This is a genomic window from Citrobacter sp. Cpo037 (genome assembly GCF_030332945.1).
Lineage (GTDB): Bacteria > Pseudomonadota > Gammaproteobacteria > Enterobacterales > Enterobacteriaceae > Citrobacter > Citrobacter portucalensis.
This window is the reverse complement of the sequence record NZ_JAOWGW010000081.1, coordinates 220,299-246,169: the sequence shown is the minus strand read 5'-3', so window position 1 is coordinate 246,169 and position 25,871 is coordinate 220,299. Positions and strand designations below refer to the sequence as shown.

Annotated in this window: 30 protein-coding genes, 1 tRNA gene and 1 pseudogene; 22 read left to right on the top strand and 10 right to left on the bottom strand. The window is 51.8% G+C overall.

Annotated elements, in window-relative coordinates; all coding sequences use genetic code 11:
* The 19 genes and pseudogenes from OGX94_RS23790 to OGX94_RS23700 all read left to right on the top strand — a co-directional run bounded on the left by OGX94_RS23790 (position 1) and on the right by OGX94_RS23700 (position 14,761).
* The gene (locus OGX94_RS23790; protein WP_032652432.1) at positions 1–591 is read left to right on the top strand and encodes a hypothetical protein; all 591 of its coding nucleotides are present in this window, start codon (positions 1–3) and stop codon (positions 589–591) included.
* Positions 591–995 carry a head decoration protein gene (locus OGX94_RS23785; RefSeq protein WP_149385096.1) on the top strand — a complete coding sequence of 135 codons (405 nt, stop codon included), beginning with the start codon at positions 591–593 and terminating at the stop codon, positions 993–995. Before OGX94_RS23790 ends, OGX94_RS23785 begins: the two co-directional genes overlap by 1 nt.
* A gap of 97 nt (positions 996–1,092) precedes the next feature.
* Positions 1,093–2,142 (top strand): major capsid protein, encoded by a 1,050-nt coding sequence (locus tag OGX94_RS23780; protein WP_001472190.1) that lies wholly within the window; start codon positions 1,093–1,095, stop codon positions 2,140–2,142.
* Between the two features lies 1 nt (position 2,143).
* Positions 2,144–2,524, top strand: coding sequence for a hypothetical protein (locus OGX94_RS23775; RefSeq protein ID WP_001118869.1), 381 nt, complete (start codon positions 2,144–2,146; stop codon positions 2,522–2,524).
* A 4-nt stretch (positions 2,525–2,528) separates the two neighbouring features.
* Entirely contained in the window at positions 2,529–2,888 is a 360-nt protein-coding gene (locus tag OGX94_RS23770) for a head-tail joining protein (protein ID WP_000537794.1), read from the top strand.
* Positions 2,885–3,430 carry a hypothetical protein gene (locus OGX94_RS23765; protein WP_001083242.1) on the top strand — a complete coding sequence of 182 codons (546 nt, stop codon included), beginning with the start codon at positions 2,885–2,887 and terminating at the stop codon, positions 3,428–3,430. The genes OGX94_RS23770 and OGX94_RS23765 overlap by 4 nt, the downstream gene beginning before the upstream one ends.
* Positions 3,431–3,433: 3 nt before the next feature.
* On the top strand, positions 3,434–3,631 hold the full coding sequence (locus OGX94_RS23760) for a DUF2635 domain-containing protein (RefSeq protein ID WP_000497745.1): 198 nt from the start codon (positions 3,434–3,436) through the stop codon (positions 3,629–3,631).
* A complete protein-coding gene (locus OGX94_RS23755; protein ID WP_257661559.1) occupies positions 3,628–5,130 on the top strand; it encodes a phage tail sheath subtilisin-like domain-containing protein in 1,503 nt (500 codons plus the stop codon). The genes OGX94_RS23760 and OGX94_RS23755 overlap by 4 nt, the downstream gene beginning before the upstream one ends.
* 3 nt (positions 5,131–5,133) lie before the next feature.
* Positions 5,134–5,505: a phage tail tube protein gene (locus OGX94_RS23750; RefSeq protein ID WP_000896638.1), complete on the top strand. Its 372-nt coding sequence runs from the start codon at positions 5,134–5,136 to the stop codon at positions 5,503–5,505.
* 1 nt (position 5,506) lies between these two features.
* Positions 5,507–5,785: a phage tail assembly protein gene (locus OGX94_RS23745; protein ID WP_000807719.1), complete on the top strand. Its 279-nt coding sequence runs from the start codon at positions 5,507–5,509 to the stop codon at positions 5,783–5,785.
* 141 nt (positions 5,786–5,926) lie between these two features.
* Positions 5,927–7,786 (top strand): hypothetical protein, encoded by a 1,860-nt coding sequence (locus tag OGX94_RS23740; protein ID WP_257661560.1) that lies wholly within the window; start codon positions 5,927–5,929, stop codon positions 7,784–7,786.
* 343 nt (positions 7,787–8,129) lie between these two features.
* Complete coding sequence (locus OGX94_RS23735; protein WP_286570059.1) at positions 8,130–9,533, top strand: DNA circularization protein; 1,404 nt, start codon at positions 8,130–8,132, stop codon at positions 9,531–9,533.
* On the top strand, positions 9,530–10,615 hold the full coding sequence (locus OGX94_RS23730; RefSeq protein WP_001515585.1) for a phage baseplate assembly protein: 1,086 nt from the start codon (positions 9,530–9,532) through the stop codon (positions 10,613–10,615). Before OGX94_RS23735 ends, OGX94_RS23730 begins: the two co-directional genes overlap by 4 nt.
* The gene (locus OGX94_RS23725) at positions 10,612–11,196 is read left to right on the top strand and encodes a phage baseplate assembly protein domain-containing protein (RefSeq protein WP_023568807.1); all 585 of its coding nucleotides are present in this window, start codon (positions 10,612–10,614) and stop codon (positions 11,194–11,196) included. Before OGX94_RS23730 ends, OGX94_RS23725 begins: the two co-directional genes overlap by 4 nt.
* Positions 11,193–11,630: a phage GP46 family protein gene (locus OGX94_RS23720; protein WP_001279799.1), complete on the top strand. Its 438-nt coding sequence runs from the start codon at positions 11,193–11,195 to the stop codon at positions 11,628–11,630. The genes OGX94_RS23725 and OGX94_RS23720 overlap by 4 nt, the downstream gene beginning before the upstream one ends.
* 1 nt (position 11,631) lies before the next feature.
* Positions 11,632–12,774: a baseplate J/gp47 family protein gene (locus OGX94_RS23715; protein WP_257661562.1), complete on the top strand. Its 1,143-nt coding sequence runs from the start codon at positions 11,632–11,634 to the stop codon at positions 12,772–12,774.
* Complete coding sequence (locus tag OGX94_RS23710; protein WP_001515583.1) at positions 12,771–13,364, top strand: YmfQ family protein; 594 nt, start codon at positions 12,771–12,773, stop codon at positions 13,362–13,364. Before OGX94_RS23715 ends, OGX94_RS23710 begins: the two co-directional genes overlap by 4 nt.
* A 51-nt stretch (positions 13,365–13,415) precedes the next feature.
* Positions 13,416–13,700, top strand: a pseudogene (locus OGX94_RS24875) (hypothetical protein); the annotation flags it as partial.
* Between the two features lie 827 nt (positions 13,701–14,527).
* Entirely contained in the window at positions 14,528–14,761 is a 234-nt protein-coding gene (locus OGX94_RS23700; protein ID WP_353622360.1) for a tail fiber assembly protein, read from the top strand.
* Positions 14,762–14,830: 69 nt separating this feature from the next.
* Here OGX94_RS23700 and OGX94_RS23695 read toward each other — a convergent pair whose 3' ends face one another.
* A complete protein-coding gene (locus OGX94_RS23695; RefSeq protein WP_257661565.1) occupies positions 14,831–15,073 on the bottom strand; it encodes a DinI-like family protein in 243 nt (80 codons plus the stop codon).
* Between the two features lie 78 nt (positions 15,074–15,151).
* Between OGX94_RS23695 and OGX94_RS23690 the strand changes: the two genes are divergently transcribed.
* Positions 15,152–15,541 (top strand): HumD family translesion DNA polymerase, encoded by a 390-nt coding sequence (locus OGX94_RS23690; protein ID WP_191235002.1) that lies wholly within the window; start codon positions 15,152–15,154, stop codon positions 15,539–15,541.
* A 47-nt stretch (positions 15,542–15,588) separates the two neighbouring features.
* Here the strand turns inward: OGX94_RS23690 and OGX94_RS24870 are convergent, their stop codons facing one another.
* The 4 genes from OGX94_RS24870 to OGX94_RS23675 form a co-directional block, all read right to left on the bottom strand.
* Positions 15,589–15,705 (bottom strand): YnaM/YnfT family protein, encoded by a 117-nt coding sequence (locus tag OGX94_RS24870; protein WP_352446998.1) that lies wholly within the window; start codon positions 15,703–15,705, stop codon positions 15,589–15,591.
* Positions 15,706–15,928: 223 nt separating this feature from the next.
* A tRNA-Pro gene (locus OGX94_RS23685) sits at positions 15,929–16,010 on the bottom strand.
* Between the two features lie 47 nt (positions 16,011–16,057).
* The gene (locus OGX94_RS23680) at positions 16,058–16,321 is read right to left on the bottom strand and encodes a hypothetical protein (RefSeq protein ID WP_128317703.1); all 264 of its coding nucleotides are present in this window, start codon (positions 16,319–16,321) and stop codon (positions 16,058–16,060) included.
* 210 nt (positions 16,322–16,531) lie between these two features.
* On the bottom strand, positions 16,532–17,176 hold the full coding sequence (locus OGX94_RS23675; protein WP_257661566.1) for an SOS response-associated peptidase: 645 nt from the start codon (positions 17,174–17,176) through the stop codon (positions 16,532–16,534).
* A gap of 408 nt (positions 17,177–17,584) precedes the next feature.
* Here OGX94_RS23675 and pepN point away from each other — a divergent pair, with 408 nt between their 5' ends.
* The gene (pepN, locus tag OGX94_RS23670; protein WP_257661567.1) at positions 17,585–20,197 is read left to right on the top strand and encodes an aminopeptidase N; all 2,613 of its coding nucleotides are present in this window, start codon (positions 17,585–17,587) and stop codon (positions 20,195–20,197) included.
* A 71-nt stretch (positions 20,198–20,268) separates the two neighbouring features.
* On the opposite strand, the gene ssuB is transcribed toward pepN, so the two are convergent.
* The 5 genes from ssuB to ssuE are packed head-to-tail and all read right to left on the bottom strand — an operon-like array spanning position 20,269 to position 24,519.
* Positions 20,269–21,036 (bottom strand): aliphatic sulfonates ABC transporter ATP-binding protein, encoded by a 768-nt coding sequence (ssuB, locus tag OGX94_RS23665; protein WP_063940611.1) that lies wholly within the window; start codon positions 21,034–21,036, stop codon positions 20,269–20,271.
* A complete protein-coding gene (gene ssuC / locus OGX94_RS23660) occupies positions 21,033–21,824 on the bottom strand; it encodes an aliphatic sulfonate ABC transporter permease SsuC (protein ID WP_149335623.1) in 792 nt (263 codons plus the stop codon). The genes ssuB and ssuC overlap by 4 nt, the downstream gene beginning before the upstream one ends.
* Before the next feature lie 10 nt (positions 21,825–21,834).
* Entirely contained in the window at positions 21,835–22,980 is a 1,146-nt protein-coding gene (gene ssuD / locus OGX94_RS23655) for an FMNH2-dependent alkanesulfonate monooxygenase (protein WP_257661568.1), read from the bottom strand.
* Positions 22,977–23,951 carry a sulfonate ABC transporter substrate-binding protein gene (locus OGX94_RS23650; RefSeq protein WP_126956782.1) on the bottom strand — a complete coding sequence of 325 codons (975 nt, stop codon included), beginning with the start codon at positions 23,949–23,951 and terminating at the stop codon, positions 22,977–22,979. The genes ssuD and OGX94_RS23650 overlap by 4 nt, the downstream gene beginning before the upstream one ends.
* Positions 23,944–24,519: an NADPH-dependent FMN reductase gene (gene ssuE, locus OGX94_RS23645; protein WP_003831971.1), complete on the bottom strand. Its 576-nt coding sequence runs from the start codon at positions 24,517–24,519 to the stop codon at positions 23,944–23,946. The genes OGX94_RS23650 and ssuE overlap by 8 nt, the downstream gene beginning before the upstream one ends.
* A 243-nt stretch (positions 24,520–24,762) precedes the next feature.
* Here ssuE and pyrD point away from each other — a divergent pair, with 243 nt between their 5' ends.
* Positions 24,763–25,773, top strand: a complete 1,011-nt coding sequence (pyrD, locus tag OGX94_RS23640) for a quinone-dependent dihydroorotate dehydrogenase (protein WP_003831973.1) — start codon at positions 24,763–24,765, stop codon at positions 25,771–25,773.
* The last annotated feature ends 98 nt before the right edge of the window (positions 25,774–25,871 follow it).

Sequence of the window (25,871 nt, the reverse complement as noted above, 5' to 3'; positions counted from 1 at the left end):
ATGGCAAAGAAAAAGACGTTTAGTTTTGCTCACCTCATTGGTCTTGGCCCTTCCGCTTCTGAGGAAGAAGAGGATAAAAAAGCCAAAAAAGCGAAAGCCCGTCGCGCGGAAGAGGACGAGCGCGAAGATGATGCCGATGATGATGAGCGCGACGACGACGCGGAAGAAGACGAACGCGACGATGATGCTGAAGATGACGGCGATGATCCGGATGCGTCAGAAGATGATGATTCTGAAGACGACGGCGACGACGATCGCAAAGAGAGTAAGGCGGTAAAAAATGCACGCGCTGCTGAGCGTAAACGCTGCGCCCGTATTTTCGGCAGTAAGCATGCAGCTGCGAATCCTTCACTGGCCGCGTCACTGGCTTTCAATACCGGGATGAGTTCTGCGGCAGCAATTAATGTCCTAGCCTCTTCGGCTCCGGCCGCAGCCGCATCTCAGCCATCCCGTAAACGCTCTCTCGATCAGCGTATGCAGGAAAGCCACCAGGTCCGGCTTAATCCGGATAGCGGACAGAAAGAGACCGGAAAGTCTGCGCTGGTAAGTAAAATGACCAGCCTCTACAACTCCACAAGAGGAGAGAAATAATGGATCAGTTTGGTCAGAATGCGTTTGCGCCTGGCATGAAGAGCGCGCTGTTTGTTCCGGATCAGCTTGTCGCTGGCACGCTCCAGCTGGTGACTGACACCGGGATCATTACGGGCGGTGCCTTTAAGCGTGGTACTGTCCTGGGCCTGGTGGCTGCCAGCGGGAAATACACGCAATGTGTGAAAACGGCTGTAGATGGCAGTCAGTTACCCGTTGCTATTCTGGTTGATGATGTTGATGCATCGTCTTCCGATCAGAACGGCGGCCTGTATCTGATGGGGGAATTCAACCAGCACCGAATTATTTTTGATAACTCCTGGACGACCGCTGACCTGAAAAAAGCGCTCCGACCGCTGGCTATCTTCCTGAAAGACAGTGACCAGGCACCTGTAACCACCTCCTGATTTCCCCCACGGCTCTCCTGACGAATGCTTTAACCGGCAGGGGCTGGCTCGTTTAAATTTTTTGCCAGCTGCGGCTGGCACTATCAAGAGACTGAATATGGAAAATATTTTTGATACCAGCGTGCTGGTGCAGGTTGTTCCTAACCTGAAAACCAGTCAGAACTGGCTGCTCGATCGCTTCTTCCCGAATGTCGTGACTTACGAGACTGAAGAAGTGGCGATTGATGTTGATGTCGGCCTGCGTCGTATGGCGCCGTTCGTCTCCCCGCTGGTGGAAGGTAAGCTGGTCGAATCCCGTAAATACCAGACCAATACCTTCAAACCGGCATACATCAAAGATAAGCGCGCGCCGGACCTGCGCAAACCTATCCGCCGCCAGATTGGTGAGCGTATTGGCGGGGAATATACCGCTGCCGAGCGCGAAATGCTGAACCTTCAGTTTGAAATGACTGACCAGATTGACATGATCAACCGTCGTCTGGAATGGATGGCGGCGAGTGCGCTGGTGTCTGGGACCGTAACCGTCGCCGGGGAGGGCTATGAAACTAAGGTGGTGGATTTCGGGCGTGCTTCGGATCTGACCATCACTCTTAGCGGCTCGGATAAATGGCCACTGACCGTTGCAGCTGGCGCTACCAATACCCAGCCATCAGATGACATTGAAATCTGGCAGACTACTTTCCTGAAAGAGTCCGGCTCTGTCGCCACGGATCTGGTCTTTACGAATAAGTCATGGCGTGCATTCCGACTGGATACCACCATCAAGGATAACGCCATTACATTCCCGGCGCTGAGCCCGTTTGGTAACCAGATTAACGCCGGCCCACAGGTAATGAAGGGCGCAATTTATAAAGGGCGCTGGGGTAACTTTGACCTCTGGTTATATAACGACTGGTTTATTGACCCGCTGGACAACGTCGAGAAGCCTATGATCCCCGATGGCGCTGTCATTATGAGTGGTGCCGATCTGATGGGTACCCGCGCCTTTGGCGTTATCCTGGACCCGGCTTTCAACTACGGTCCGCTGGCTTATGCGCCAAAATCCTGGGTGAAAGAAGATCCAGCCCAGCGTCTTATCCTGATGCAATCCTCCCCGCTGGTTATTCCGAGCCGGGTAAATGCATCCCTCTGCGCAACGGTGGTCTGATATGGCAAAACAACCTAATACCGGGCTGGCTGATGATCTGAATGCAGAAGGATCTGCCAAAGACGGCCTGAGCGTTGACGACCTGAATGCTGGCGATAACACCCAGGAAAAACAGCCTTTGAGCAAAACAGATGATGCCGAATTGTCTGTTGATGACGATGGTGGTGACGAAAAATCCGGAGACACTGAATCGCAGGAGTATGTGGTGTTGAAAGGGAATTGCATTCGTCATGACGGGGAGATGTACCGCGAAAATATGCGCATCCCTGTAACCGGCAAAGATGCTGAGCGTCTTCTGCAGTCCGGCGTTATTGCTGATGTTGATGTGCTTCGTAAGCGAGTTCTTGCTTCTCAGCCATCAGTTTCAGTTACGACAGGGTAATGACATGGGCGTGGACTGGGATTCTCATCTTCTGAGTCCGCTGCATGATGTCTTTGGCGATGAGCACGAGTACCGTCCACGTAACGGTACTCCTTTTACAATTAACGGGATTTTTGACCGTGGTTATGCGCAGGTTGCTGAAAACCTTGATGGCGATTCAGAAATTAACACCTCCAGCCCGATGTTGGGTGTGCGCGATGCTGAATTTCGCAAGCTGGGTAAATCGCAACCTGCTGTATCTGACCGGGTATTTATAAAGACGGTCGGTGGTCACATCATCAATCAGTTATTTGTTGTGTCAAACGTCGAACCCGACAGTCATGGCGGATCTCGTCTTGTCCTCAATGTGGTAAAACCGCGATGAATTCAGCAGCGATACGGCAAATGGTTGTCACTGCACTAACCGGGACAACCAGCGCGGGCGACCGCGTATTCTCTCCACGCGACTGGTCAACTTCACCAGATATGTATCCTGTGTTGTTGGTTCAGACGCCTTTTGAACAGAAAAAATCACAGGGGCGTAATACCCCTGCTTTTACCACCCTCACCACTGTCAGGATCACTGGGCGCGTTCAGGAGTATGACGGCGATACAGTGGATGATGGAGCCATGCGGGCAGAGCTGGCGCTTGAAAGCCTTCGCGAGCAGGTGGAGCGCGCGGTGATCAACAGCTACGAACTGACGCGGAATATTCAGAAATACGCGGAAGTTCGTTCAACCATCAATGTTGATTCAGAAGGAGAGGCCCATATGGGGCAGCTTCTTTTCGAGATCGACATAGAGCATTACCAGGGGCCGGAAGATTTTTATCCTGTCCAGTCGGTTCCCCTTGAGGGCATGGATATTGCGGTCGACATGCCAGACGGCACAGTTAAACCGGGTATCAGCCTCAATCTTCAGGAGTAATCCATGTTTGTTAAGCCGAACAACGGGCTCAGCGTTCGCTGCCCCGTCAAGGGCATCCCATTGCCTAAAGAGGGTGCTGAAGTACCTGACAATATTTTCTGGCGTCGCCGTCTGAGCGATGGGGACGTGATCCTCTCTAAAAAGGATGAGGGCGCGCCAGAGAAACAATCATTACCTAAAAAAGCGGGAGAAAATGAATGACCGTACCTTTCGCTCGTGTTCCCGATAACCTGCGGGTAGGGCTTTTCTTCGTTGAGTTTGATAACTCAATGGCGAATAACGCCACTGCCACGCAGCGCACCCTGCTTATCGGTGGGATGCTCAGTACCGGCTCAACCCCCCCTGGTATTCCGCAGCGAGTTTCCTCTTCGGATACCGTCGGTGAGCTGACAGGAAAAGGGGGAATTCTGCAGGCCATGATGGCGGCGTATCAGAAAAATGATACCGCAGCCGAAGTCTGGATCCTGCCGCTGGAGGAAGACTCCGATTCCATGGTGGCTGCAACCGGCACCATTAAAGTGAGCAGCGCACCGACGGCAACCGGAGTGATCTCCCTTTATATTGCTGGTGAGCGCATTCAGTTGACCGTTGTAGCAACAGATACGGTGGCAGCGATCGCCACCTCTCTGGCCGCGGCGATTAACGCAAAAACCACGCTACCTGTAACCGCCAGTGCGACTACGGATACCGTAACCCTGACCGCGAAGAATCTTGGTGCTACGGGTAATGGGATCGACATTCGCCTGAACTTCCTCGGCTTACCTGGAGGCGAGTCCACACCTGCAGGCCTGGAACTGACGATTACTGCTATGTCTAACGGAGTCGGGGCTCCGGATATTACCGGCACGCTGGCAAACCTGCAGGATCGAACATTCGATTTCATCATCAACCCTTACGACGATACAACCTCGTTGAATGTGATGAAGGAGTTCCTGTCAGACACTGGCGGTCGCTGGGCATGGGACAAGCAGCTTTATGGCCATTCCTTTGGTACCACCACCGGGACTTACGCCCAGCTCGGTACCAAAGGTGAGCTGCGCAATAACCAGCATGAGACCCTGCTGGGCGTAAATAAATCGCCGTCCCCTTCCTGGGCATGGTCTGCAGCTTACACCGGCGCAGCTGCGGTGAGTCTGCGTAATGACCCCGGCCGCCCGCTACAGTCGCTCGCTGTTCAGGGGGTGCTTGCGCCAGAACTGCAGGATCGCTTTGAGCTGACCGAGCGTAACAATCTGCTGTACAGCGGCATTTCGACATTTACGGTCGATGACGATGGCACGGTGCGCATTGAAAACCTGATCACCACCTACCAGAAAAACAGCTATGGCGATGCAGATGACAGTTATCTGGAAGTGGAGACGCTGTTCAGCCTGATGTTTGTGACCCGCTACCTGCGCACAGCGGTGACCAGCAAGTTTGGCCGTATGAAGCTTGCTGCGGATGGAACCCGATTTGCACCTGGCGCGGCGATCGTCACGCCAAACATTATCAAGGCCGATCAGATTGCCGAGTACCAGACTCTGGTATGGAACGGTTATGCGCAGGATGCGGAGGCATTCGCAAAAAATATCATCGTCGAGCAGAACGCCAAAAATCCGAACCGCGTCGATGTGCTGTGGCCGGGAACCCTCATGAACCAGTTGCGCATTTTCGCGCTGCTCAATCAGTTCCGCACTCGGGCTGAATCAACAGGAGCTTAAACGATGGCAGGTGATACTACTAACCGCCTGGCGGGAACCGCCTATGTCACTGTTAACGGTGTGACGGTAATGGTGGAGGGCTCGTTTAAATACCAGGCTGCCACCGTAAACCGTACCACCCTGACAGGGATGGATGGTGTGCACGGATATAAGGAAAAACCTGTGGCGCCATACATTTCTGCCCGACTGCGTGACAGTGGCGGAACGAATGTGCAGGGCTTTAACCAGCAGACGAACGTCAACGTGATCGCCGAGCTGGCTAACGGGAAAACTATCATTGGCCGTTCACTCTGGACGGTCAACGTCCAGGAAGTGGAAAGCGAAGATGCAGTATTTGATGTTCGCTGGGAAGGCCGCGACGTAACGGAGAACTAAGATGGCTGAGATTGAACGCGTTAAAACCATTCCATTAACCGTAGCGCTGGATGATGCTGCGGAGAAGACCACTTATACGCAGCTGGAGCTGAAAGCACCCACGCTAAGCCAGGCTGAGCAGTTTTATGAGAAACAGGCTGCGTCAACGTCGCTCGCGGCGATGCGCCTGCTTATTGCGCTGGTTTCCGGTACGCGTGAAAGCGTACTGCAGCCGATGGATTTTCTCGACTTCCGTAAGTGTGAGGAGTATCTGCTCAGTTTTTTGACCTGGAAGCCCTAACAGCCTGGCAAGAAGCAGCCGCTGACGTCACGTTTTACTTTCGATGGACAGAAGATAGGGCGTGGGGAATGACCCGCGCCCGATTGAAATGGTGGATAGCCCAGGCATCCCGGATCAACAAACTCAGGAAACCTGAAGACGATGAGTAATGTCTTTGATTTTGAGCTGGTGGCAAATGATCAGGTCAGTGATGTTATTGACCGTATCAATGAAGCTATCCGTGGGCTTGAACCTAAACTCGATAGAACGAAAGAAGGGCTTCAGTTAGGTGGGCAGGAAACAGTTGATGGGCTGAATGGCTTTATTTCACGTTTTGAAAATCTGTCTAAAACGGCCAGGGACAACGTGCAGCTTATCGGGGATATGGTTCCTCCCTTGAAAATGGTTGGGGAGCTATCTGGTAAGTTGGGTTCACTCGGTATTGCTGGTGCTGCAGGGTACGGGCTTAAACAGGTGGCCTACGGTTTTCGCGAAGCGTCCAGGGAAGCGTATAACCTGGACGTTTCATCAAAGAATGCCGGTATGCGTGTAGACGATTTTTCCCGTCTTGCTGGAGCGATGCGCATCCTTGGCGCTGATAGTGAAAGTGCCAATGCTTCTATCGATGGTATGGCGAAAACGCTGAAAGAAGCCGCCAGTGGCGCGAATGGGCAGGTACTTGGTGCGCTCGCACAGATCGGTGTTCAGATACAGAAAAATAATGATGGTTCTGTTGATACGCTAAAAACATTACAGGAGATTGCTCGTGTCTTCCCTTCGTTGCGGCCTGAGCAACAAAAGTCCGTAGCGGATGCTCTTGGGCTGACGCCAGAAATGTTGGCGTTAATGCGTGAAGGTGAGCGCATGAAAACGCTGCTGGCTAAATCTGATGAGTTTGGTCTGACTGTGGATCCGGCACTAAATCAGCAATTGAGTGAAGTGAACGGCACTATGAATGAGCTCAGCGCATCCTGGGATGGTCTGTGGCAACGTTCAAAAAACAAGGCACTTAAGACCATTCTTTCGGATGGTTCAGTCAAAGACGGCCTTGAAGGTGTTACCGATCTGTTCACTAATGGTGATTTTACTGGGCTGTCTCATGCTCTCGGTTTTATCAACAGCAATGATGCTGAGAAACTACGGCGCATTCAGAACGATAAGGAACTTTATAACAGCTTACCCCGCAGTGAACGTGGGCAGGTTGACGCGGGTTTCATGACTGATGCTGTAAGAAAGCGGTACGATGCGAATTACCGCGCGACCGATTCTGCGATTCAATTGCAGAATGACTTATCCGCTATCAGCCAGCCACAATCCAACGTTGCACGCGGCAATGTTCCTTACGGGGAAACAAGGAATAACGCAATTGGCTTCAGAAATAATAATCCCGGTAATTTGAGGGTTGCAGCAAACGCAACGGGTAAAAATGGCGGATTTTCTACCTTTGCGAATGATGCCGACGGAAGAACTGCAATGGCGAGACAGCTGATGTTGTATGGTGACAGGGGGAATAATACTCTGGATGGGATTATTCATACCTATGCTCCGCAATCAGAGAATAATACTCGTGCATATATTGACTCCGTCTCAAAAGCCACTGGATATGGAGCCAAAGAGCAAGTAAATCTGCACGATCCGGAAACATTAAAAACGATAATGGCAGCCATGATTAAACATGAGAATGGCGCACAACCTTATACTGAGGAACAACTGCTAAACGCCATCCAGACCGCCATTACTGATGATCGGTGGTCAGGGAAGAGAAATCCGGATGTGCTGGCCCAGCAGCGGTATGACATTATCTCTGGATCACGCGGCGTGGATCAAGAACCCACGATACTCAGAACACAACAAGGGAAAAGTGATGAAGTTGCCCTTAGTGAAAATCTGGCGCGGTCGTTTAAGGAGGCCATGTCTGATCAGTCTCTCAAGCTTGAAATCACGATGGTCAATGATAAGGGGGAGCGTAAAACCTATAATGCGGAAAATAATGGCAGAATAACAACGGCCATGAATTACTGATCACTGTCGTCATTTCGTTAAGGAAGAAGTTATGAATGAAAAAGTTTTTGGAGCAAAAGCCATTTAGACTCCAAAGGTTTTTGCGCTTGTTTACCTGGTAATTGGCATTTACCTCGTTTTTTCTGTTGTCTCAATGAATTTCACGGCGATTACGATATCGGTGGTAAGTGCATTGCTTTTACGTGTGCTTTATGAGTTCCTAATGAACTCATTCAAGGCGACTGAGCATCTTTACAGGATCGCCGAATCTCTTGACCGTAATGGATCCAGCGATAAATAGATAAGTCATTTCAGTGCATATGTAAACCGCCGACATGGCGGTTTTTTTATTTCCGGAGGCGTGATGCCGTCAATTATCCAGGACGCAATAACTTCTCTTTTGGGGGGAGATACCAGCGATGACTGGCAGGGGCAGTTACGGCCCAGCTCATTCAGAGGTGTACCATTTGCCATTGTTGCTGAGGAAGGGAGCCACGGCCGACGCCAGGCGGTACATGAATATCCCTACCGTGATACAGCCTGGATAGAGGATATCGGGCGGGCAACACGGCGATTTGTTATTCGCGGTTTCTTGATCCAGAACAGCCAGGTTTACGGCGGCGGCGATGCTATCACACAGCGCCAGTCACTGATTGAAGCCTGTGAACAAAAAGGTAGCGGTACGCTTGTCCATCCGACACTGGGCGAATTAACGGTTTCCATCCCTGAGAATGGTTTGCGTATTTCCGGTTCGATGGAGAACGGGCGAGTATTTGAATTTACCCTGATGGCAATTGAATCAGGGCTTAAAGTGTTTGCTGTCACGGGCAGTACCGTTGCAGGCGCCACGGTGAAAACCAACTATCTGAAACTGGTCAGCACTGCTGTGCTGAGCACGATTGCCAGGGTTAAGAGTGAAATCCGCGGTGTCACACAGGCTATAAACACCATCAGAGGCACGGTCACGTTCTGGACTAACATGGTTGACAGCACCATCAGTCAGGTCACGAATCTCAGCAATGTCCTGAACTCCACGTTCGGGAATACCCGGTACGGACGTTACAGTAAAGGCTCTGTGGGCGGTAGTTCTTCTGCTGTTGCTGGCAAATCGTCAGTTGCTGATGTGGATGATGAGAGAGCACTGGCTGACAAGGTAACAGCCCAGTCGGTAATGGACCGGAAAAATGTTACCGACAGGTCGAGCCAGCTTAGCAGCTCCAACACACCTGATGAGTTTGTCCAGGGCGTCGCCGACGTGGTAAACGCAATTCTTAACAGCGCCGGCAGCGTTAATGACCGAATCACAGCGCTGGAAAAACTGGCTAATTCAATCAGCACGGAGTACCAGCAGTCCGACAGCAGCAAAGCGATTTCGGCGACCATGAACACGCTGATTGTTGTGCTATGTACTGGTGCCATGACCAGTGCCGCTGCGGACTCCAGACCAGCCAGTACAGACGAGGCAGAAGAGTTAACTCAACGAGTTTCTGTGCAACTTGATACGGCGCTGGTTCTGGCTGGAGACCGCGCGGACGATGATATGTATAACGCGCTTCTCGCCGTCAGATCGGCATTCCTTTCTACGATGAGTGAGCGTGCTTCTGGTCTGAGCGAGCTTCTGCAGGTTACTACCGCTCAGCCGCTTCCGGCGCTGACGCTGGCAAACCGATTATATCAGGATGCCACCCGTGCAGATGAACTGGTACACGAAGCGCGCGTACCGCATCCGGCGTTTATGCCGACAACCATGAAGGTACTGAGGCAATGAATGCAGACAGCGATCTGGATGTTGTTTCTTTGACGGTCGACGGCAAAATCATCGAGGGGTGGGATTCTGTCCGGGTAACGCGGGGTATTGAGCGTTTTCCCTCTGATTTCGATCTTGGGCTAATGGATTACTTCCCTGGCAACGAAGATCGTCAACTCGTTGAAGAGGGAATGTCTTGTGAAGTTCGTATCGGAGATGATCTGACACTGACGGGATATGTTGATGACTGGGAACCCGCACTATCGCGCTCCCGCCATGAGGTCCGCGCCACGGGCAGGAGCAAATGTCAGGACCTGGTGGATTGCTCAGCTGAGTGGCCTAACAACGTCATTAATGCCAGTAATGCACTTGAAATTGCTTCTCGCCTGGCATCCTACTACGGCATCACCGTAACCACGGATGTTGATGAACTTGTGAAGGTACCCCAGTTCACTCTGAACTGGGGTGAGTCTCCGCAAGAAGTCATCGATCGGGTGGCCAGATGGTCTGCTCTGCTTTACTACGATCAGCCCGATGGAAACCTGTTACTGACTCGGGTGGGAACACGTCGTGCGGCGAGTGGGATAGCCGAAGGGGTAAATGTCGAGCAGGCATACTACCGCAAATCGATGGCTGACAGGTTTTCAGATTATGTCGGTGTATCAATGAGCGTTTCTCCAATTGCAGGGTATTCGCCTGATACGGCCTATGACGCTGTGACTCTGGCAACGGCGAGAGATCCGGAGGCCGCCCGTATGCGGTACCGAAAACATATATCGATTGTGGAAAGTACCCTGATGGCTACTCAACAGGCACAAAGTGCGATCGACTGGGAAATGAACCGGCGGTACGGACGTTCAAAACAGCTCTCGGTAACCATCGATTCCTGGCGGGATAAAGACGGGAAACTGTGGGAACCAAACACATTGATCCCCGTTGATCTTCCCACCTTACGGTTGCCGGAGACTGAATTGCTACTGGCAGAAGTCACCTATATGCGCGATGACTACGGCACCCATGCACGCATGACGCTGATGCCGCCTGAAGCATTCGCCGTTCAGCCATATGCCTTCTACCAGAACCTGGCGGGATTCAATACATGAAGCAACTATTTAAACATGCAGCGACTAGGATCGCCGGCATGCTGGGGATTGGCCGGATCACGGCTATGAAAGATGGTGGGGTGGTGCAGTCAATCCAGTACCAGACTCCGCTGGAGGTGGCCAGCGCACCGCGGATGGCTGAATTTGGTTTTTCATCCGGCCTGCCGTCAGGGACTGACGTGGTTCTGGCTTTTATTGGCGGTGATCGTTCCAGCGCGGTGGTAATTGCGTCCAACCATCAGGGGTTCCGTCATACAGGCCTGAAAGCGGGCGAAACGGTCATGTATAACCAGTGGGGTCTTAATATTCTCCTGACGGAGAAGGGGATCTTCCTGGATGCAAAGGGCCAGAATGTTGAGGTCAATAACGCCACTAACGTGACCATCAATGCCAGCCAGGGGATTCTTGCAAATACCCCGATCCTGAGGTGCACGGGTGACATTGTTGATAACTGTGAAACCAATACCCGAACACTGAAAGAGCTGCGGGATGCACATAATGACCATGATCATGTGGTTAAAAATGCCCAGAGTGGCAATGACAATATCCGCAGCCAAAAAACAGAGGATCAGGTGACATGAGTGACATCGCTTCATTCTGGAATGTGGATGAGATGTTTGCTGACTGGCAGAAAGGGCTGGGCGAACTCACCACGGGGAACGATTTACAGACTGCAATACTGGACAGCCTGTTTACTGACAGGCTGGCGCGCGCTGACGATGATTATGAGGATAGCGATCGCCGCGGCTGGTGGGGGGATTCTGGGGAGGAATCCCAACTGGGATCCCGGCTGTGGCTGCTACGGCGGAAAAAACTGACCCCGGATGTAGCAAAAAAAGCGGAGGAATACTCGAGTGAAGCGCTCAACTGGTTAAAGGTTGATGGCGTTGTCAGCGAGGTTATTCCTGTTGCCAGGATCGTCCTGCCTGACCGGCTCAATCTCATTATCCGCTATCAGGCACCGGGGAAGGACTGGCAGGAATTCAGGTTTTACTGGATATGGGAGCAACGTTAATATGCCGTTTAAACGACCGACGCTGAGCGAACTCCGCGACGGAAACCGGAAATTTATGCAGGCGGAGCTTGAGGATGTTGGTGCGCTCCTGCGCTTCGCGAACCTGAAGGTACTGGCTGACATGGATGCGGGGATGGGGCATCTGCATTACGCCTACCTTGACTATATTGCCCTGCAGACAAACCCGTTTACCTCTACCGATGAGTATCTCGCCGGGTGGATGGCCCTTAAGCAGGTATTCAGAAAACCAGCTGCAGCGGCGAAGTCGCCTGCGGTACAGGCTAGTGGCAGTGTTGACAGTATTATCCCTGTTGGCTCGATCATTAACCGCGGGGACGGATACCAGTACCGGACGGATGCAGATCTTAAAATTCAGGCAGATGGATTTGGTATCGTCGCGGTGACGGCCATCCTGCCGGATATTACCAGTGATGTAACGGGTGGAGGCGCGCGCGGTAACGCTGATGCCGGGACCATAATGACCCTGGACGCGAATATTGCTGGCGTGGATCCACAGGTAACGTTACTGTCTGCTGCGACCGGCGGAGCCGATATTGAAACGGAAGAGGACTTTCGCAGTCGTGGCTTGCTGGCATGGCAGAATCCGCCTCAGGGTGGAAGCGACGCCGATTATAAAAAATGGGCGCTTGAGGTTTCGGGCGTCACCCGCGCGTGGGTAAAGCGGCGTCTGAACGGGGCCGGGACCGTTGGCGTGTATATCATGTGTGATCGGAATAACAATGGTGGGTTTCCGGTCGGTACCGATGGAATATCCCAACTTGAGGACTGGGGGGCTGTTAAAGCCACCGGAGACCAGCTCGCTGTCGCCGACCACATCTATCCGCAGCAGACAGGCACTGCCATTGTTTTCGTATGTTCCCCGATCAAGAAAGTCATCAATATTGAAATCTCTGGTATCAAAAATGCCGACAGCACCACAGTTCAGGGTATAAAAGACGCGCTGACGGCGCTGTTTTTTGATGAGGCTAACCCTGATGGTTCCGGGAAAGTTTACCTCTCTGATATTAACGGGAGTATCGGCGGTGTTAGTGGCACGACGGGCTATATCCTTAACTCTCCGATGGCCAATATCACCTTTGCTGTTGGCGAAATTCCGGTGCTTGGCGGGGTGAATTTTGTATGAGCCTCTTTTCAAAAAATGATTATGCCGGTGCGCTTGGCGCGTTGCTGCCGACGGGCAGGGCGTGGCCCAGATCGCAAAAAACGGTACAGGCTGCGGTATTACGGGCACTGGGCAGCGCGTTTCAGCGTTCTGACAACGATGCGCAAAGCCTGATTACTGGTGCTTTTCCCCCTACAGCGACGGTAATGTTGTCAGAATGGGAAAGCTCTCTGGGGTTACCAGATGATTGTGCGATTGGTGAATCCGGTGGCGTCAGCGATCGCCAGCGCGCCGTGGTAGCAAAGTTAATCAGCACCGGCGGCCTGAACCGCGATTATTACATCCGGGTGGCTGCAGCTCTTGGTTATACCATCACTATCACACAGTTCCGGCCCGCTATGAGTGGCATGTCAGTATGCGGTGATGCGCTTAACGGTGACGAGTGGCCATTTACCTGGCGGATAAATGCGCCACAAACAACGATCAAGTATTCGCTTGCTGGCGCGTCCTACTGCGGAGATCCGCTCGCATCGTGGGGCAATAAACAACTGGAGTGTTCAATCAACAAAATTGCCCCATCCCATCTGAACATCATTTTCAATTATTCATAACTGATATTTCCCCCTCTGATTTTATCGCTTAACACTAAGTGAGGATTAACTATGCTCCGAATCGGGCAAGTCGAAGCCACTGCAACGCAGGATGGCAAATATACTGATGGAAGTGTTGCTGGTGGTATTGCCGCAACGAGGCTGCGGGCAGCAGCGTTTAACGCCATGCAGGAAGAGTTAGCGCATATCGTAGAGTCAGCAGGATTGGCGCTCGACATTAACGATATGACTCAGGTTTTAAAAGCCATTCAAAAACTCACACTGAGCCGTGCAAACCCATTTGCCGATATCAAATCAGATGGCACTGTGCAAACGGCTCTCTCAAACCTTGGAATTGACAGGGTGGAGCAGCTCAATAACGAAACGAAAATTTATGCTGGGGATGATCACTCCATATTTTTATCAATAAGAATTGATGGCCTGTGGGGTATTTACGATCCACTACATGGCTTTATTCCTCTGGGTATTGAGCAGGGTGGAACAGGGGCCAGAGATGCAGGCGGGGCAAGGACTAATCTTGGCCTTGGCAGAGTTGAGCAGCGGGCAGGTGAAACGGTAATTTATTGCGACGATAAAAAAACTGCATATTTTACAGCACGCGAAGATAATCAGTGGGGGCTTTTTGACGGCGTAAAATTCGTACCATTGGGCATTGGGCAGGGTGGAACAGGTGCAGGTGATGCAGCAGGAGCAAGGACTAATCTTGGCCTGGGTAACAGCTCGACGAAAAACACCGGTACAACTGCCAATACTGTTGCGGCGGGTGATGACTCCCGGTTCAGTCTTATGCTTGGCGTGGGGCAGAGCTGGCAGAATGTCACGGCTAACAGATTCTCAGGCACGGTGTATACAAACAACACTGGAAAACCTATTCAGGTATTCGCGTTATGGAATGACACTCCGCCGACGGGCTGGGGATACGGAGTTGGGACGCTGACCTTCTCAGGCCCCTACGACGCGAGCGGGTTGGCTCTGGGCTTTTTAAGCCTTGTCGTTCCTGCTGGAGATACATATTTCATGAGAAACACAAATATCAGTCACTGGTGGGAGTTGCGTTAATGCAATATTTCAAAAACGAAAGCGGAACTGTCTATGCGTATGAGGATGACGTTGCTCCTGAATTAATCATTAATGGACTGATAACAATAACTGAGGTCGAGGCTATGGCGTTGTCGAATCCTCCGCCAACCACTGAACAACTGTTAGAGCAGGCGGAGGCCGAGCGCTCGCGTCGTCGTGTTATTGCTGACGGTGAAATTGAGTGGCGGCAGGATGCTGTTGATGCTGGAATTGCTACGGACGAAGAAGCCGCCGACCTTGCAGCATGGCGAAAATACCGGGTGCTGCTGATGCGTGTTGACCCAGTCAACCCTGTCTGGCCTGAGATGCCAATATAGGAACGTTAACGAAAATGAATATCCGCCACAGCGTAATCAAGACGTAACTGTGGCGGGCATTGAAAATCTTTACTCACTCACTAACCAGAATTCAGCCTCTTCAAACATTTCCTGAACAATACGACTTATCAGTTCCTTCTCATGATTGCTAGCGTCAGTGTTGATCGCCGGCAGTGTCATCATCGGTTTAACCCGAACATCAGCGTCGGGGAAAATCCGGTGAACCCTCTTACTCAATTCGCCCAGGATGATATCTTTCGCACCGGGCAGACCATCAAAATTCCTTTTGTCATAAACGAGTTCCACGAACATTGCTCATTGCTCCTTTACTGGATGGATATACAGTATTTATACTGTGTTTTTATCCGGTATTCAAGAGAGGGCGTAAACATGGGCTTTCCTTCACCTGCGGCAGATTATGTTGAAACACGAATCTCCCTCGATCAGCAGCTAATCAGTCAGCCCGCAGCGACTTATTTCATGCGGGCATCGCGTTCACATTTCAGGGAAGGGATAATCCAGGGAGCGTTGCTTGTTGTGGATGCGTCACTTACTGCCTGCGATGGTTCACTGCTGATATGTGCAATCGACGGGGAATTCAGGATCAAGCGATATAGAACTCACCCTCAGCCCCACTTGGTTAATCTGGAGAACGGGAGAAGAGAGGCGCTGCCAGTAGATGATGACGGCTACAGTTCTGCACCCGCTATATTCGGGGTTATCACGTACATCATTAATGATGCCAGGAATGCGGAGTTTGATGACTGCCCGGTGATGTGAGCACATCACTGTTAAGTGAAGTATGAAGTGTGGTTACGTGGTTGAGGTTAATTATCATTTCTGTCTGGATTGTTAGACAAACCAATCCCTACTTTTACCGCAGCGAACAACATGATGCACAGAGTGGTAATCACGGCAAATACCAATGAGAGACTAGTAATCATAGGGCTTCTTAATGTCAGATGAATTCTATTGTCAGACAACTGTATAGAGAAAAGGTTCCTGGCAATTATCGTGCTTGCTACTCAAGAGGATATTACAATCCGATAGATCGTAGTTGGCTGGTGATCTGTCGATAGTTTCACCCCAATAATTCCCCGGAGTTTCCCCGTACAGAAAACAGACATAAAAAAACCAGCCGTAACAGGCTGGTTCTTAAAGGATTTTTGGTCGGCACGAGAGGATTTGAACCTCCGACCCCCGACACCCCATGACGGTGCGCAACCATTTCAATGGCAGCTATGTGCCAGGAGCGGACGTTATGAAAAGAGTAATGAGTAATTTCGAGTAGTGGCATTAGTACTCAAATGAAGCACCAGTCATAGCTTTTAAAAACTTACAAAGGTCATCCCCTGCATCCTCAATAGTATGAAAACTAACAGAGTCTACACATCCCGATTCACGCTCATTAAGACGCGCAATGAATAGCGGTGTTGGATCTTGTCCTGTTAGGCTTCTGAACCTGACAGCATCAACACGCCAGCGATACATTTCTCCATATCGCTGTACTCCCCTGATGCCTGTACTGGTGTTTTTCGTGGCTTTAATAGAAATTGGCATAACAGATTACCTATGAGCTGAAATGACAGCCATGGCTGCATAGTTGTCGTAGAATTTTACAGAAACTACTTAATCGCTACAGCTTTAATAACCATATTTATTGTCGCTAGCTGCTGTGATTTCATTCCACAGGAAATGGCCGCCCCTCGCTCAAAGCAGACGTTTTTCCTGCCGCATCGTACATTAACGCATAGTTTGTATTAACTCTGGTCATTGATTTTTCACATTCCCAACTGCACGCGTCACGGCATGCCATATAAATTTATCAGCCGGTACGGAACCATCGGCCGCAATTTCCGCAGCTTCTTTCCCTCCAACGTCCTGCCTCATCCATTCGCGAGCAGCATCTGGTGACAGTACCAGTGGCCGCCTGTCGTGAATATCTACCAGTCCTTTGTCTGCAGCAACCGTCACTATCAGGAATCCTTCTGCTTCATCTCCACGTTCGAATGGTGTGCTGCCGATTGCCGCCATGAATATCGGCTGGCCATCGGCTCGATGAATGAAGTAGGGCTGCTTTTTGTCACCTTCCTTTTTCCATTCATACCAGCCATCAGCAAAGCAAATTGCACGACCATGCTGCCAGAGTGGTTTAAACATTCTGCTGGTGGCCGCAGTTTCAGACCGTGCGTTAATGAGCGGCGGTTTATCCCACCAACCGGGGGCATATCCCCAGATAACTGGATCAAGATGCAACTGCTCATCACGTTCGCTAAGAAGCAGAACTTTTGTTCCTGGCGCTACGTTGAATCTTCCGATGGGTTCTGGATCGTATGGAATGTCGCGTTCTGATTCATCAGCGAGAAAGGCGAGGTAGTCTTCACGCGTCATTGACTGTGAAAAACGTCCACACATAGATACCTCCAGTCTTAAGACTGAAAGTATAGGCACTCAATGAATATCTGAGAAGCTAGAGCAATGACGTTTATGGGGCATGCTCGACGGAATTATATAGCTGATTTGTTCTGGAACATGGATGGTTCCTGGTGTTAGCTAAATTCAGTCATGGGGCATGGATGGGGCAAAAGTGGTCTGTGAAGTTCGTTAAAGTTCATTAACTCTGACTTTCATCGATCTCGCTCATCCCTTGTTTTATGCGCTCCTGGACGATCTTTATCGATTTTAAAAACTATGAGTACATATTATGAAAATGTAGCAAAAAGGGTGTTTGTGCCTGAAAAGATGAACATTCTGCGTAGCGCGATTTACGCAACAGGAATAGACTGAAGCCGAGACTCTATTAAAGATGCTAAAGGTTTTTTTATGACACAACAGCCACAAGCCAAATACCGTCACGACTATCGTGCGCCGGATTACCAGATTACTGATATTGACTTGACCTTTGACCTGGATGCTGAAAAAACCGTGGTCACCGCAGTGAGCCAGGCTGTCCGTCATGGCGCGTCCGATGTGCCCCTGCGCCTGAATGGCGAAGATCTGACCCTGGTGTCGATCCACGTGAACGACGAGCCGTGGACAGAGTATAAAGAAGAAGAGGGCGCTCTGGTCATTAGTCAGTTGCCGGAACGTTTTACGCTGCGTATCGTGAATGAAATTAGCCCGGCGGCCAATACCGCGCTGGAAGGGCTGTACAAGTCTGGCGACGCGCTGTGCACCCAGTGTGAAGCGGAAGGTTTCCGCCATATTACCTGGTATCTCGACAGACCTGATGTCCTGGCGCGTTTTACCACCAAAATTATCGCCGATAAAACCCAATATCCGTTCCTGCTCTCCAACGGTAACCGTGTGGCGCAGGGCGAACTGGAAAATGGTCGTCACTGGGTACAGTGGCAGGATCCGTTCCCGAAACCGTGCTATTTGTTTGCGCTGGTGGCCGGTGATTTTGACGTCCTGCGCGACACTTTTACTACCCGTTCCGGGCGTGAAGTGGCGCTGGAACTTTACGTCGATCGCGGTAATCTGGATCGCGCGCCGTGGGCGATGACCTCGCTAAAAAACTCCATGAAATGGGATGAAGAGCGCTTTGGCCTCGAGTATGACCTCGACATCTATATGATTGTCGCCGTGGATTTCTTCAACATGGGCGCGATGGAGAATAAAGGTCTGAACATCTTTAACTCCAAATATGTGCTGGCACGTACCGATACCGCCACTGATAAAGACTACCTCGATATTGAGCGCGTTATCGGTCATGAGTATTTTCACAACTGGACCGGCAACCGTGTGACCTGCCGTGACTGGTTCCAGTTGAGCCTGAAAGAAGGCTTAACCGTGTTCCGCGATCAAGAGTTCAGTTCCGATCTCGGCTCACGCGCGGTAAACCGCATCAGCAATGTGCGCACCATGCGTGGTCTGCAGTTTGCTGAAGATGCCAGCCCGATGGCGCATCCTATCCGTCCGGATATGGTCATTGAAATGAACAACTTCTATACCCTGACCGTGTATGAAAAGGGCGCTGAAGTGATTCGTATGATCCACACCCTGCTCGGTGAGGCTAACTTCCAGAAAGGGATGCAATTGTACTTTGAGCGTCATGACGGCAGTGCTGCAACCTGTGATGATTTCGTGCAGGCGATGGAAGATGCTTCTAACGTTGATCTCTCCCATTTCCGCCGCTGGTACAGTCAGTCCGGTACGCCGATTCTGACCGTGCGTGATGACTACAATCCGTCAACTGAGCAGTACACGCTGACGATCAGCCAGCGCACGCCGGCCACGCCGGATCAGGCCGAAAAACAGCCGCTGCATATTCCTTTCGCCCTCGAGTTGTATGACAACGAAGGGAAAGTGATCCCGCTACAAAAAGGCGGGCACCCGGTGAATTCTGTACTCAACGTCACCCAGGCAGAGCAGACGTTTGTCTTTGATAACGTCTACTTCCAGCCGGTTCCGGCGCTGCTGTGCGAATTCTCCGCGCCGGTAAAACTGGAATACAAATGGAGCGATCAGCAGCTGACCTTCCTGATGCGTCATGCGCGTAACGATTTCTCTCGTTGGGACGCGGCGCAAAGCCTGCTGGCGACCTATATTAAGCTTAACGTTGCCCGTCATCAGCAGGGACAACCGCTGTCGCTGCCGGTACACGTGGCTGATGCATTCCGCGCAATTTTACTGGATGAGAAAATCGATCCGGCGCTGGCGGCAGAGATCCTGACGCTGCCTTCAGTAAATGAAATAGCTGAACTGTTCGACATCATCGATCCGGTGGCGATAACCGAAGTACGCGAAGCATTAACCCGCACGCTGGCGGTCGAACTGGCAGATGAATTCCTCGCCATCTATAACGCTAACCATCTTGATGAGTACCGCGTTGAGCATGCCGATATTGGCAAGCGTACGCTGCGTAACGCCTGCCTGCGTTTCCTGGCCTTTGGCGAAACCCATCTGGCTGACACGCTGGTAAGCAAGCAGTATCGTGAAGCGAACAATATGACCGATGCGCTGGCGGCGCTATCCGCGGCAGTAGCGGCGCAGCTGCCATGTCGCGACGCGCTAATGCAAGAGTATGATGATAAGTGGCATCATGACGGTCTGGTGATGGACAAATGGTTTATCCTGCAATCCACCAGCCCGGCGAAAAACGTGCTGGAAACCGTACGCGGCCTGCTGAAGCATCGCTCTTTCAGTATGAGTAACCCGAACCGAATCCGTTCGCTGATCGGTGCCTTTGCAGGTAGCAACCCGGCGGCATTCCATGCGGAAGATGGTAGTGGATATCAGTTCCTGGTCGACATGTTGACTGAGCTTAATAGTCGTAACCCGCAGGTGGCGTCACGTCTGATTGAGCCGCTGATTCGCTTAAAACGTTATGATGCAAAACGTCAGGCGAAAATGCGTGCGGCGCTGGAACAGCTGAAAGGTCTGGAGAATCTCTCAGGCGATCTGTTCGAGAAGATCTCTAAAGCGTTAGCCTGATAATATTGCCGGATGGGTCCGGCCTACCATTCACGCGTAGGCCGGATAAGCGGTAGCGCCATCCGGCATTTTTAACCCTGCTTGCGTAACTGAACTTCATTGTCGCCACGCTGCATAACCCGGTTCAACACTTCCGCTTCCAGATCGGCTAACCGTCCCGATCCCAAACGGCGGGGGCGCTGAATATCCACCGTAAGATCCAGTCCGATTTTTCCGTCCTCAATCAGCAACACGCGATCGGCCATTGCCACCGCTTCACTGACGTCATGAGTGACCAGCAGTACGGTAAAGCCGTGCTCTTGCCATAAAGAGACGATCAGATCCTGCATTTCAAGGCGGGTTAGGGCATCCAGAGCGCCGAGGGGTTCATCCAGCAGCAGCAAACCGGGGCGATGAATTAATGCCCGTGCCAGGGCTACACGCTGTTTTTGTCCACCGGATAGCGCAGCCGGCCATTCGTGAGCACGACTCTCCAGCCCAACGGCGGCCAGCGCATCTCGGGCCGCATCGCGCCACTGACCTTTCAGACCCAGGCCCACATTATCGATAACCGTCTTCCATGGCAGCAGACGCGCATCCTGGAACATCATACGCGTATCATCCTGAATTTCCGCCAGTGGGGTGGTTCCGGCAAGTAATGCGCCTGAGGTCGGCGATTCCAGCCCTGCCAGCAGACGCAGCAACGTACTTTTACCACCGCCGCTGCGGCCAACCACGGCAACAAACTGTCCGGCCGGAATATGCAAATCTAATTGATTGAGCACTGTATTGACGGCGTATTGTTTTGTCACGGCGCTCAGCAACAGCGGTGTACCCTGGTTCAGGCGAGCGGTATTCATACGGTAGCCTCCTTTACATGATAAGCCGGATGCCAGCGTAGCCAGACTCGCTCCAGCAGTTGGGCGCTGACGTCGGCAAGTTTGCCGAGCAGGGCGTAGAGAATAATGGCCACCACGACCACATCGGTTTGCAGAAATTCGCGGGCGTTCATCGCCAGGTAACCAATACCGGCATTGGCAGAAATGGTTTCCGCCACAATCAGCGTCAGCCACATCAGCCCGAGAGCAAAACGCACGCCGACCATAATCGAGGGCAGGGCGCCGGGGAGGATCACATGAACAAACAGTGAAAAGCCGGATAATCCATAGCTGCGCGCCATTTCTACCAGTGCACGATCGATACTACGAATCCCATGCCAGGTGTTGATGTAAATTGGGAACAGCGTGCCCAACGCCACGAGAAAGATCTTGGCGGATTCATCAATGCCGAACCACAAAATCACCAGCGGGATCAGCGCCAGATGCGGTACGTTACGCAGCATCTGCACCGAGGTATCAAGCAGGCGTTCTCCCCAACGCGAAAGACCGCTGATAAGTCCCAGTGTCAGGCCAATCGATCCACCGATGGAGAATCCGATCAACGCGCGCCAGGAACTGATGGCCAGATGCTGCCAAAGCTCGCCACTGGCGGAAAGCGTCCAGAAGGCTTCGACAACGCCCTCCGGTGAGGGCAGGATGCGGGTGGACAGCCAGCCCATTGATGATGCGAGCTGCCAGAGCGCCACCAGACCTACCGGTAAAAACCAGGGCGCGAGGCGTAATAACCACCTGTTTTTCGGCGTTGCCATTTGCAGCTCCTTAGCTTTGCGCGACTTTGCCCGGGATAAATTCGTTTGCCACCGCTTCGCCTTGTTGTTGCAGGTGTTGCGGCTGCGGAATTTCCGGTATAGCAACATCCAGATGCGGAAACAGCAGCTCGCCAACCTTGTATGCCTCTTCCAAATGTGGGTATCCGGACAACACAAAGCTGTCGATTCCCAGCGCGGCATACTCGTTGATACGCGCCGCGACAGTCGGACCATCTCCGACCAGCGCGGTACCCGCGCCACCGCGTACCAGTCCAACGCCTGCCCACAGGTTCGGACTAATTTCCAATTTGTCGCGTTTACCATTGTGCAGTGCAGCCATTCGCTGCTGACCAACCGAATCCGTTCTTGAGAAGGCGTCCTGGGCTTTGGCAATGGTGTCGTCATCCAGGTGGGCTATCAGACGATCCGCTGCCTGCCACGCCTCGTGGGTTGTCTCCCGTACGATCACATGCAGACGAATACCAAAGCGGATCTTGCGCCCGAGCGCCGCTGCTTTGGCCCGCACCTGTTCAATCTTCGCTTTCACCTGTTCCGGCGGCTCGCCCCAGGTCAGATAGAGATCAACCTGCTCGGCAGCAAGGTCTTGTGCGACATCAGACGAGCCGCCGAAATAAAGCGGTGGCCGGGGTTGTTGTACGGGAGGGAAAAGCAGCTTCGCGCCGCGGACATGAATATGTTTGCCGTTGAAATCCACCGTTTCACCTTGCAGCAAGCGCCGCCAGACCTGAGTAAATTCAGCAGAGGCTTCATATCGTTCTGTGTGATCGAGGAACACGCCGTCACCTGCCAGCTCCTGTGGATCGCTGCCGGTCACCAGGTTAAATAACGCCCGGCCATTTGAGAGTCTGTCGAGCGTCGCAGCCTGACGTGCGGCAACCGTTGGCGAGGTGACGCTTGGGCGCAGCGCGACCAGAAACTTTAATCTCTGGGTGACCGGGATCATCGAAGCGGCGACCAGCCAGGCATCTTCGCAAGAGCGACCGGTTGGGATCAGGACGCCGGTAAATCCAAGACGATCGGCCGTTTGCGCGATTAGTTGCAGATAACTGTGATCGACCGGGCGCGAACCTTCTTCCGTTCCAAGATAATGACCGTCACCGTGGGTGGGTAAAAACCAGAACATATTCAGACTCATAATTTTTCTCCTGCCTGCTGAGTGGGTTGCCAGATACGCTGGCGAATATCGATTTTTTTCGGCACCAAACGGTTGTCATAAAACAGATCGGCGGTTTGTTGTTGCAGGGCAGCAACGGAGGCGTTGACTGGCACAATGGTGGTTGGCGGACGGTGATCCAGATAAGACGCAATCACCGGTTCGGGCAGCCCCATGGTTTTGGCCAGCAGGGTAATGCTTTGCTGGCGCTGGTTGAGCGTTAACGCATCGGCCTGGCTAAAGGTATCCAGTACGCCAAGTACAAAAGCGCTATTTTTCTCGGCATAAGGACGGGCGGCGAGATAAAACGAACCGGTTTGCTTGAGGTCTGAGCCGTCCTTCAGTACGCGTACATCACCTTGCAGTAACGCGGCGGAATAATAGGGATCCCAGATAGCCCACGCATCAACGTTCCCTTGCTGAAAGGCCGCTCGCGCATCGGCGGGAGTCAGATACGTCGGTTGAATATCGGTAAATTTCAGTCCGGCCTGTTGCAGCGCCCGGAGCAGTAAATTGTGAGCGCTGGAGCCTTTCTGGAAGGCGACTTTATGTCCTTTAAGCTGCGCGACGCTCTGGATCGGGCTATTTTTTGGCACCAGAATCACTTCGGCTTTCGGTTTGGGCGGCTCGACGCCCACGTAAACCAGATCGGCCCCGGCTGCCTGGGCGAAAATCGGCGGAATGTCACCGGTACTGCCGAGATCGATACTGCCGATATTGAGCGCTTCCAGCATTTGCGGTCCAGCCGGGAATTCGACCCACGAGATTTTAGTCTGCGGATAGCGTTTCTCGAGTAGCTGATGGCTTTTGGCCAGCACCATACTGACGCTTCCTTTCTGGTAACCAATACGCAGAGCATCGGGGGCCGATTCTGCGGCATGCCCCAGAGTTGACAGCGACAACAACCCGGTCAGTGCCAGCCATGACGTGTGACGCCTGAGAAAATCAAGCATGAGCGGCACCTCGCAGGGTGTTCAGTTGAGGAAGTTGGACATCGCGACGATGCAACGCCAGCCAGAAGGTATCGAGCGCACTGTCCAGACGCTGCTGAAGGTTGGGCGTAAACTGAGGTTTATGTTGATAATCAATTACCTGTGAATCATCAGCAAACACACCGTGCAGGATCTCCTGGGCCTTTAATGCGCTCAGTACCGGTTTCAGCGCGTAATCGACGGCAAGTAAATGCGCCACGCTGCCGCCGGTCGCCAGCGGCAAAACCACTTTCCCTTCCAGCGCCCGCTCGGGGAGTAGATCGAGCAGGGTTTTCAGGGCGCCAGAGTAAGCGGCTTTATAGACTGGTGTTGCGACAATCAGCCCGTCTGCATCCTGCAATTGTTCGATAAATGTGTTCAGCGCTGGACTGTCGAAACGAGCATAGATCAGGTCTTCCGGGGAAAAATTGTGTAGGTTCCAGTGAAAGACTTCGACATCCTGACCGTGAAGTTTTTCTCGGGCATATTCCAGTAACGCACTGGATCGAGAGGGAAAGCGAGGGCTCCCCGCCAGAGTGATGACGCGCATAATTTCATTCTCCCCTTATAACTAATTGTTTGCTTTTGGTTAACATCGATAACAATTTGAGCAGTCTGGCAGAGAGATTTTGTTTATCGAAATGATTTATACGGCATAGAAAAGTTGGAAATTGAATAAAAAGGCAGAGGCAAGGAAAACGATTGCTATTTATTGCCGCAGGTCAATTCCCTTTTTGCTCGCGATAGCACATAATACGCCCCCGGTTTGCACACCGGGAATCCAGGAGAGTTCATGTACTACCCCTTCGTTCGTAAAGCCCTTTTTCAGCTCGATCCAGAGCGCGCTCATGAATTGACATTCCAGCAATTACGTCGCATTACCGGCACACCGCTTGAAGCGCTTGTGCGCCAGAAAGTACCGGCAAAACCGGTTACCTGTATGGGGTTGACGTTTAAAAATCCGCTCGGACTTGCTGCCGGACTGGATAAAGACGGGGAGTGCATTGATGCGCTCGGCGCGATGGGATTTGGTTCCATTGAGATTGGTACCGTGACGCCACGCCCTCAGCCGGGTAACGATAAACCGCGTCTGTTCCGTCTGGTCGATGCAGAAGGTCTGATCAACCGCATGGGGTTTAATAACCACGGGGTTGATAACCTGGTTGAGAACGTTAAAAAATCGCATTTTGACGGTATTCTGGGTATTAATATTGGTAAGAACAAAGATACCCCAGTAGAGAACGGCAAAGATGACTATCTGATTTGTATGGAAAAAGTCTATGCTTATGCTGGTTATATCGCGATTAATATCTCTTCACCGAATACGCCGGGATTACGTACGCTGCAATACGGCGAAGCGCTGGACGATCTCCTGACGGCAATTAAAAATAAGCAAAACGATCTGCAAGCGATCCACCATAAATATGTTCCGGTGGCGGTAAAGATCGCGCCGGATCTTTCTGTGGAAGAACTGATCCAGGTCGCCGATAGTTTAGTTCGTCATAATATTGATGGCGTAATTGCGACTAACACCACCCTCGATCGTTCTCTTGTTCAGGGAATGAAAAATTGCGATCAAATGGGTGGTCTGAGCGGTCGACCGTTACAATTAAAAAGTACAGAAATTATTCGCCAGTTGTCTCAGGAATTAAAAGGTCAGCTGCCGATTATTGGCGTTGGTGGTATCGACTCGGTGATTGCTGCACGTGAGAAAATAGCTGCTGGTGCAACCCTCGTACAGATTTATTCGGGCTTTATTTTTAAAGGTCCGCCGTTGATAAAAGAAATCGTCAGCAATATCTGAATGCTACCTTAATCACAAACCAGGGCTTTATTTCTAGCCCTGGTTGTTTTATATTCCTTTACTGTTGCTTATTTAAACATTCTGAGCTTTTATTATTA

Coding starts and splice junctions, on each gene's coding strand:
- OGX94_RS23790 (WP_032652432.1), top strand. CDS start 1: ATGGCAAAGAAAAAGACGTTTAGTTTTGCTCACCTCATTGGTCTTGGC.
- OGX94_RS23785 (WP_149385096.1), top strand. CDS start 591: ATGGATCAGTTTGGTCAGAATGCGTTTGCGCCTGGCATGAAGAGCGCG.
- OGX94_RS23780 (WP_001472190.1), top strand. CDS start 1,093: ATGGAAAATATTTTTGATACCAGCGTGCTGGTGCAGGTTGTTCCTAAC.
- OGX94_RS23775 (WP_001118869.1), top strand. CDS start 2,144: ATGGCAAAACAACCTAATACCGGGCTGGCTGATGATCTGAATGCAGAA.
- OGX94_RS23770 (WP_000537794.1), top strand. CDS start 2,529: ATGGGCGTGGACTGGGATTCTCATCTTCTGAGTCCGCTGCATGATGTC.
- OGX94_RS23765 (WP_001083242.1), top strand. CDS start 2,885: ATGAATTCAGCAGCGATACGGCAAATGGTTGTCACTGCACTAACCGGG.
- OGX94_RS23760 (WP_000497745.1), top strand. CDS start 3,434: ATGTTTGTTAAGCCGAACAACGGGCTCAGCGTTCGCTGCCCCGTCAAG.
- OGX94_RS23755 (WP_257661559.1), top strand. CDS start 3,628: ATGACCGTACCTTTCGCTCGTGTTCCCGATAACCTGCGGGTAGGGCTT.
- OGX94_RS23750 (WP_000896638.1), top strand. CDS start 5,134: ATGGCAGGTGATACTACTAACCGCCTGGCGGGAACCGCCTATGTCACT.
- OGX94_RS23745 (WP_000807719.1), top strand. CDS start 5,507: ATGGCTGAGATTGAACGCGTTAAAACCATTCCATTAACCGTAGCGCTG.
- OGX94_RS23740 (WP_257661560.1), top strand. CDS start 5,927: ATGAGTAATGTCTTTGATTTTGAGCTGGTGGCAAATGATCAGGTCAGT.
- OGX94_RS23735 (WP_286570059.1), top strand. CDS start 8,130: ATGCCGTCAATTATCCAGGACGCAATAACTTCTCTTTTGGGGGGAGAT.
- OGX94_RS23730 (WP_001515585.1), top strand. CDS start 9,530: ATGAATGCAGACAGCGATCTGGATGTTGTTTCTTTGACGGTCGACGGC.
- OGX94_RS23725 (WP_023568807.1), top strand. CDS start 10,612: ATGAAGCAACTATTTAAACATGCAGCGACTAGGATCGCCGGCATGCTG.
- OGX94_RS23720 (WP_001279799.1), top strand. CDS start 11,193: ATGAGTGACATCGCTTCATTCTGGAATGTGGATGAGATGTTTGCTGAC.
- OGX94_RS23715 (WP_257661562.1), top strand. CDS start 11,632: ATGCCGTTTAAACGACCGACGCTGAGCGAACTCCGCGACGGAAACCGG.
- OGX94_RS23710 (WP_001515583.1), top strand. CDS start 12,771: ATGAGCCTCTTTTCAAAAAATGATTATGCCGGTGCGCTTGGCGCGTTG.
- OGX94_RS23700 (WP_353622360.1), top strand. CDS start 14,528: ATGGCGTTGTCGAATCCTCCGCCAACCACTGAACAACTGTTAGAGCAG.
- OGX94_RS23695 (WP_257661565.1), bottom strand. CDS start 15,073: ATGTTCGTGGAACTCGTTTATGACAAAAGGAATTTTGATGGTCTGCCC.
- OGX94_RS23690 (WP_191235002.1), top strand. CDS start 15,152: ATGGGCTTTCCTTCACCTGCGGCAGATTATGTTGAAACACGAATCTCC.
- OGX94_RS24870 (WP_352446998.1), bottom strand. CDS start 15,705: ATGATTACTAGTCTCTCATTGGTATTTGCCGTGATTACCACTCTGTGC.
- OGX94_RS23680 (WP_128317703.1), bottom strand. CDS start 16,321: ATGCCAATTTCTATTAAAGCCACGAAAAACACCAGTACAGGCATCAGG.
- OGX94_RS23675 (WP_257661566.1), bottom strand. CDS start 17,176: ATGTGTGGACGTTTTTCACAGTCAATGACGCGTGAAGACTACCTCGCC.
- pepN (WP_257661567.1), top strand. CDS start 17,585: ATGACACAACAGCCACAAGCCAAATACCGTCACGACTATCGTGCGCCG.
- ssuB (WP_063940611.1), bottom strand. CDS start 21,036: ATGAATACCGCTCGCCTGAACCAGGGTACACCGCTGTTGCTGAGCGCC.
- ssuC (WP_149335623.1), bottom strand. CDS start 21,824: ATGGCAACGCCGAAAAACAGGTGGTTATTACGCCTCGCGCCCTGGTTT.
- ssuD (WP_257661568.1), bottom strand. CDS start 22,980: ATGAGTCTGAATATGTTCTGGTTTTTACCCACCCACGGTGACGGTCAT.
- OGX94_RS23650 (WP_126956782.1), bottom strand. CDS start 23,951: ATGCTTGATTTTCTCAGGCGTCACACGTCATGGCTGGCACTGACCGGG.
- ssuE (WP_003831971.1), bottom strand. CDS start 24,519: ATGCGCGTCATCACTCTGGCGGGGAGCCCTCGCTTTCCCTCTCGATCC.
- pyrD (WP_003831973.1), top strand. CDS start 24,763: ATGTACTACCCCTTCGTTCGTAAAGCCCTTTTTCAGCTCGATCCAGAG.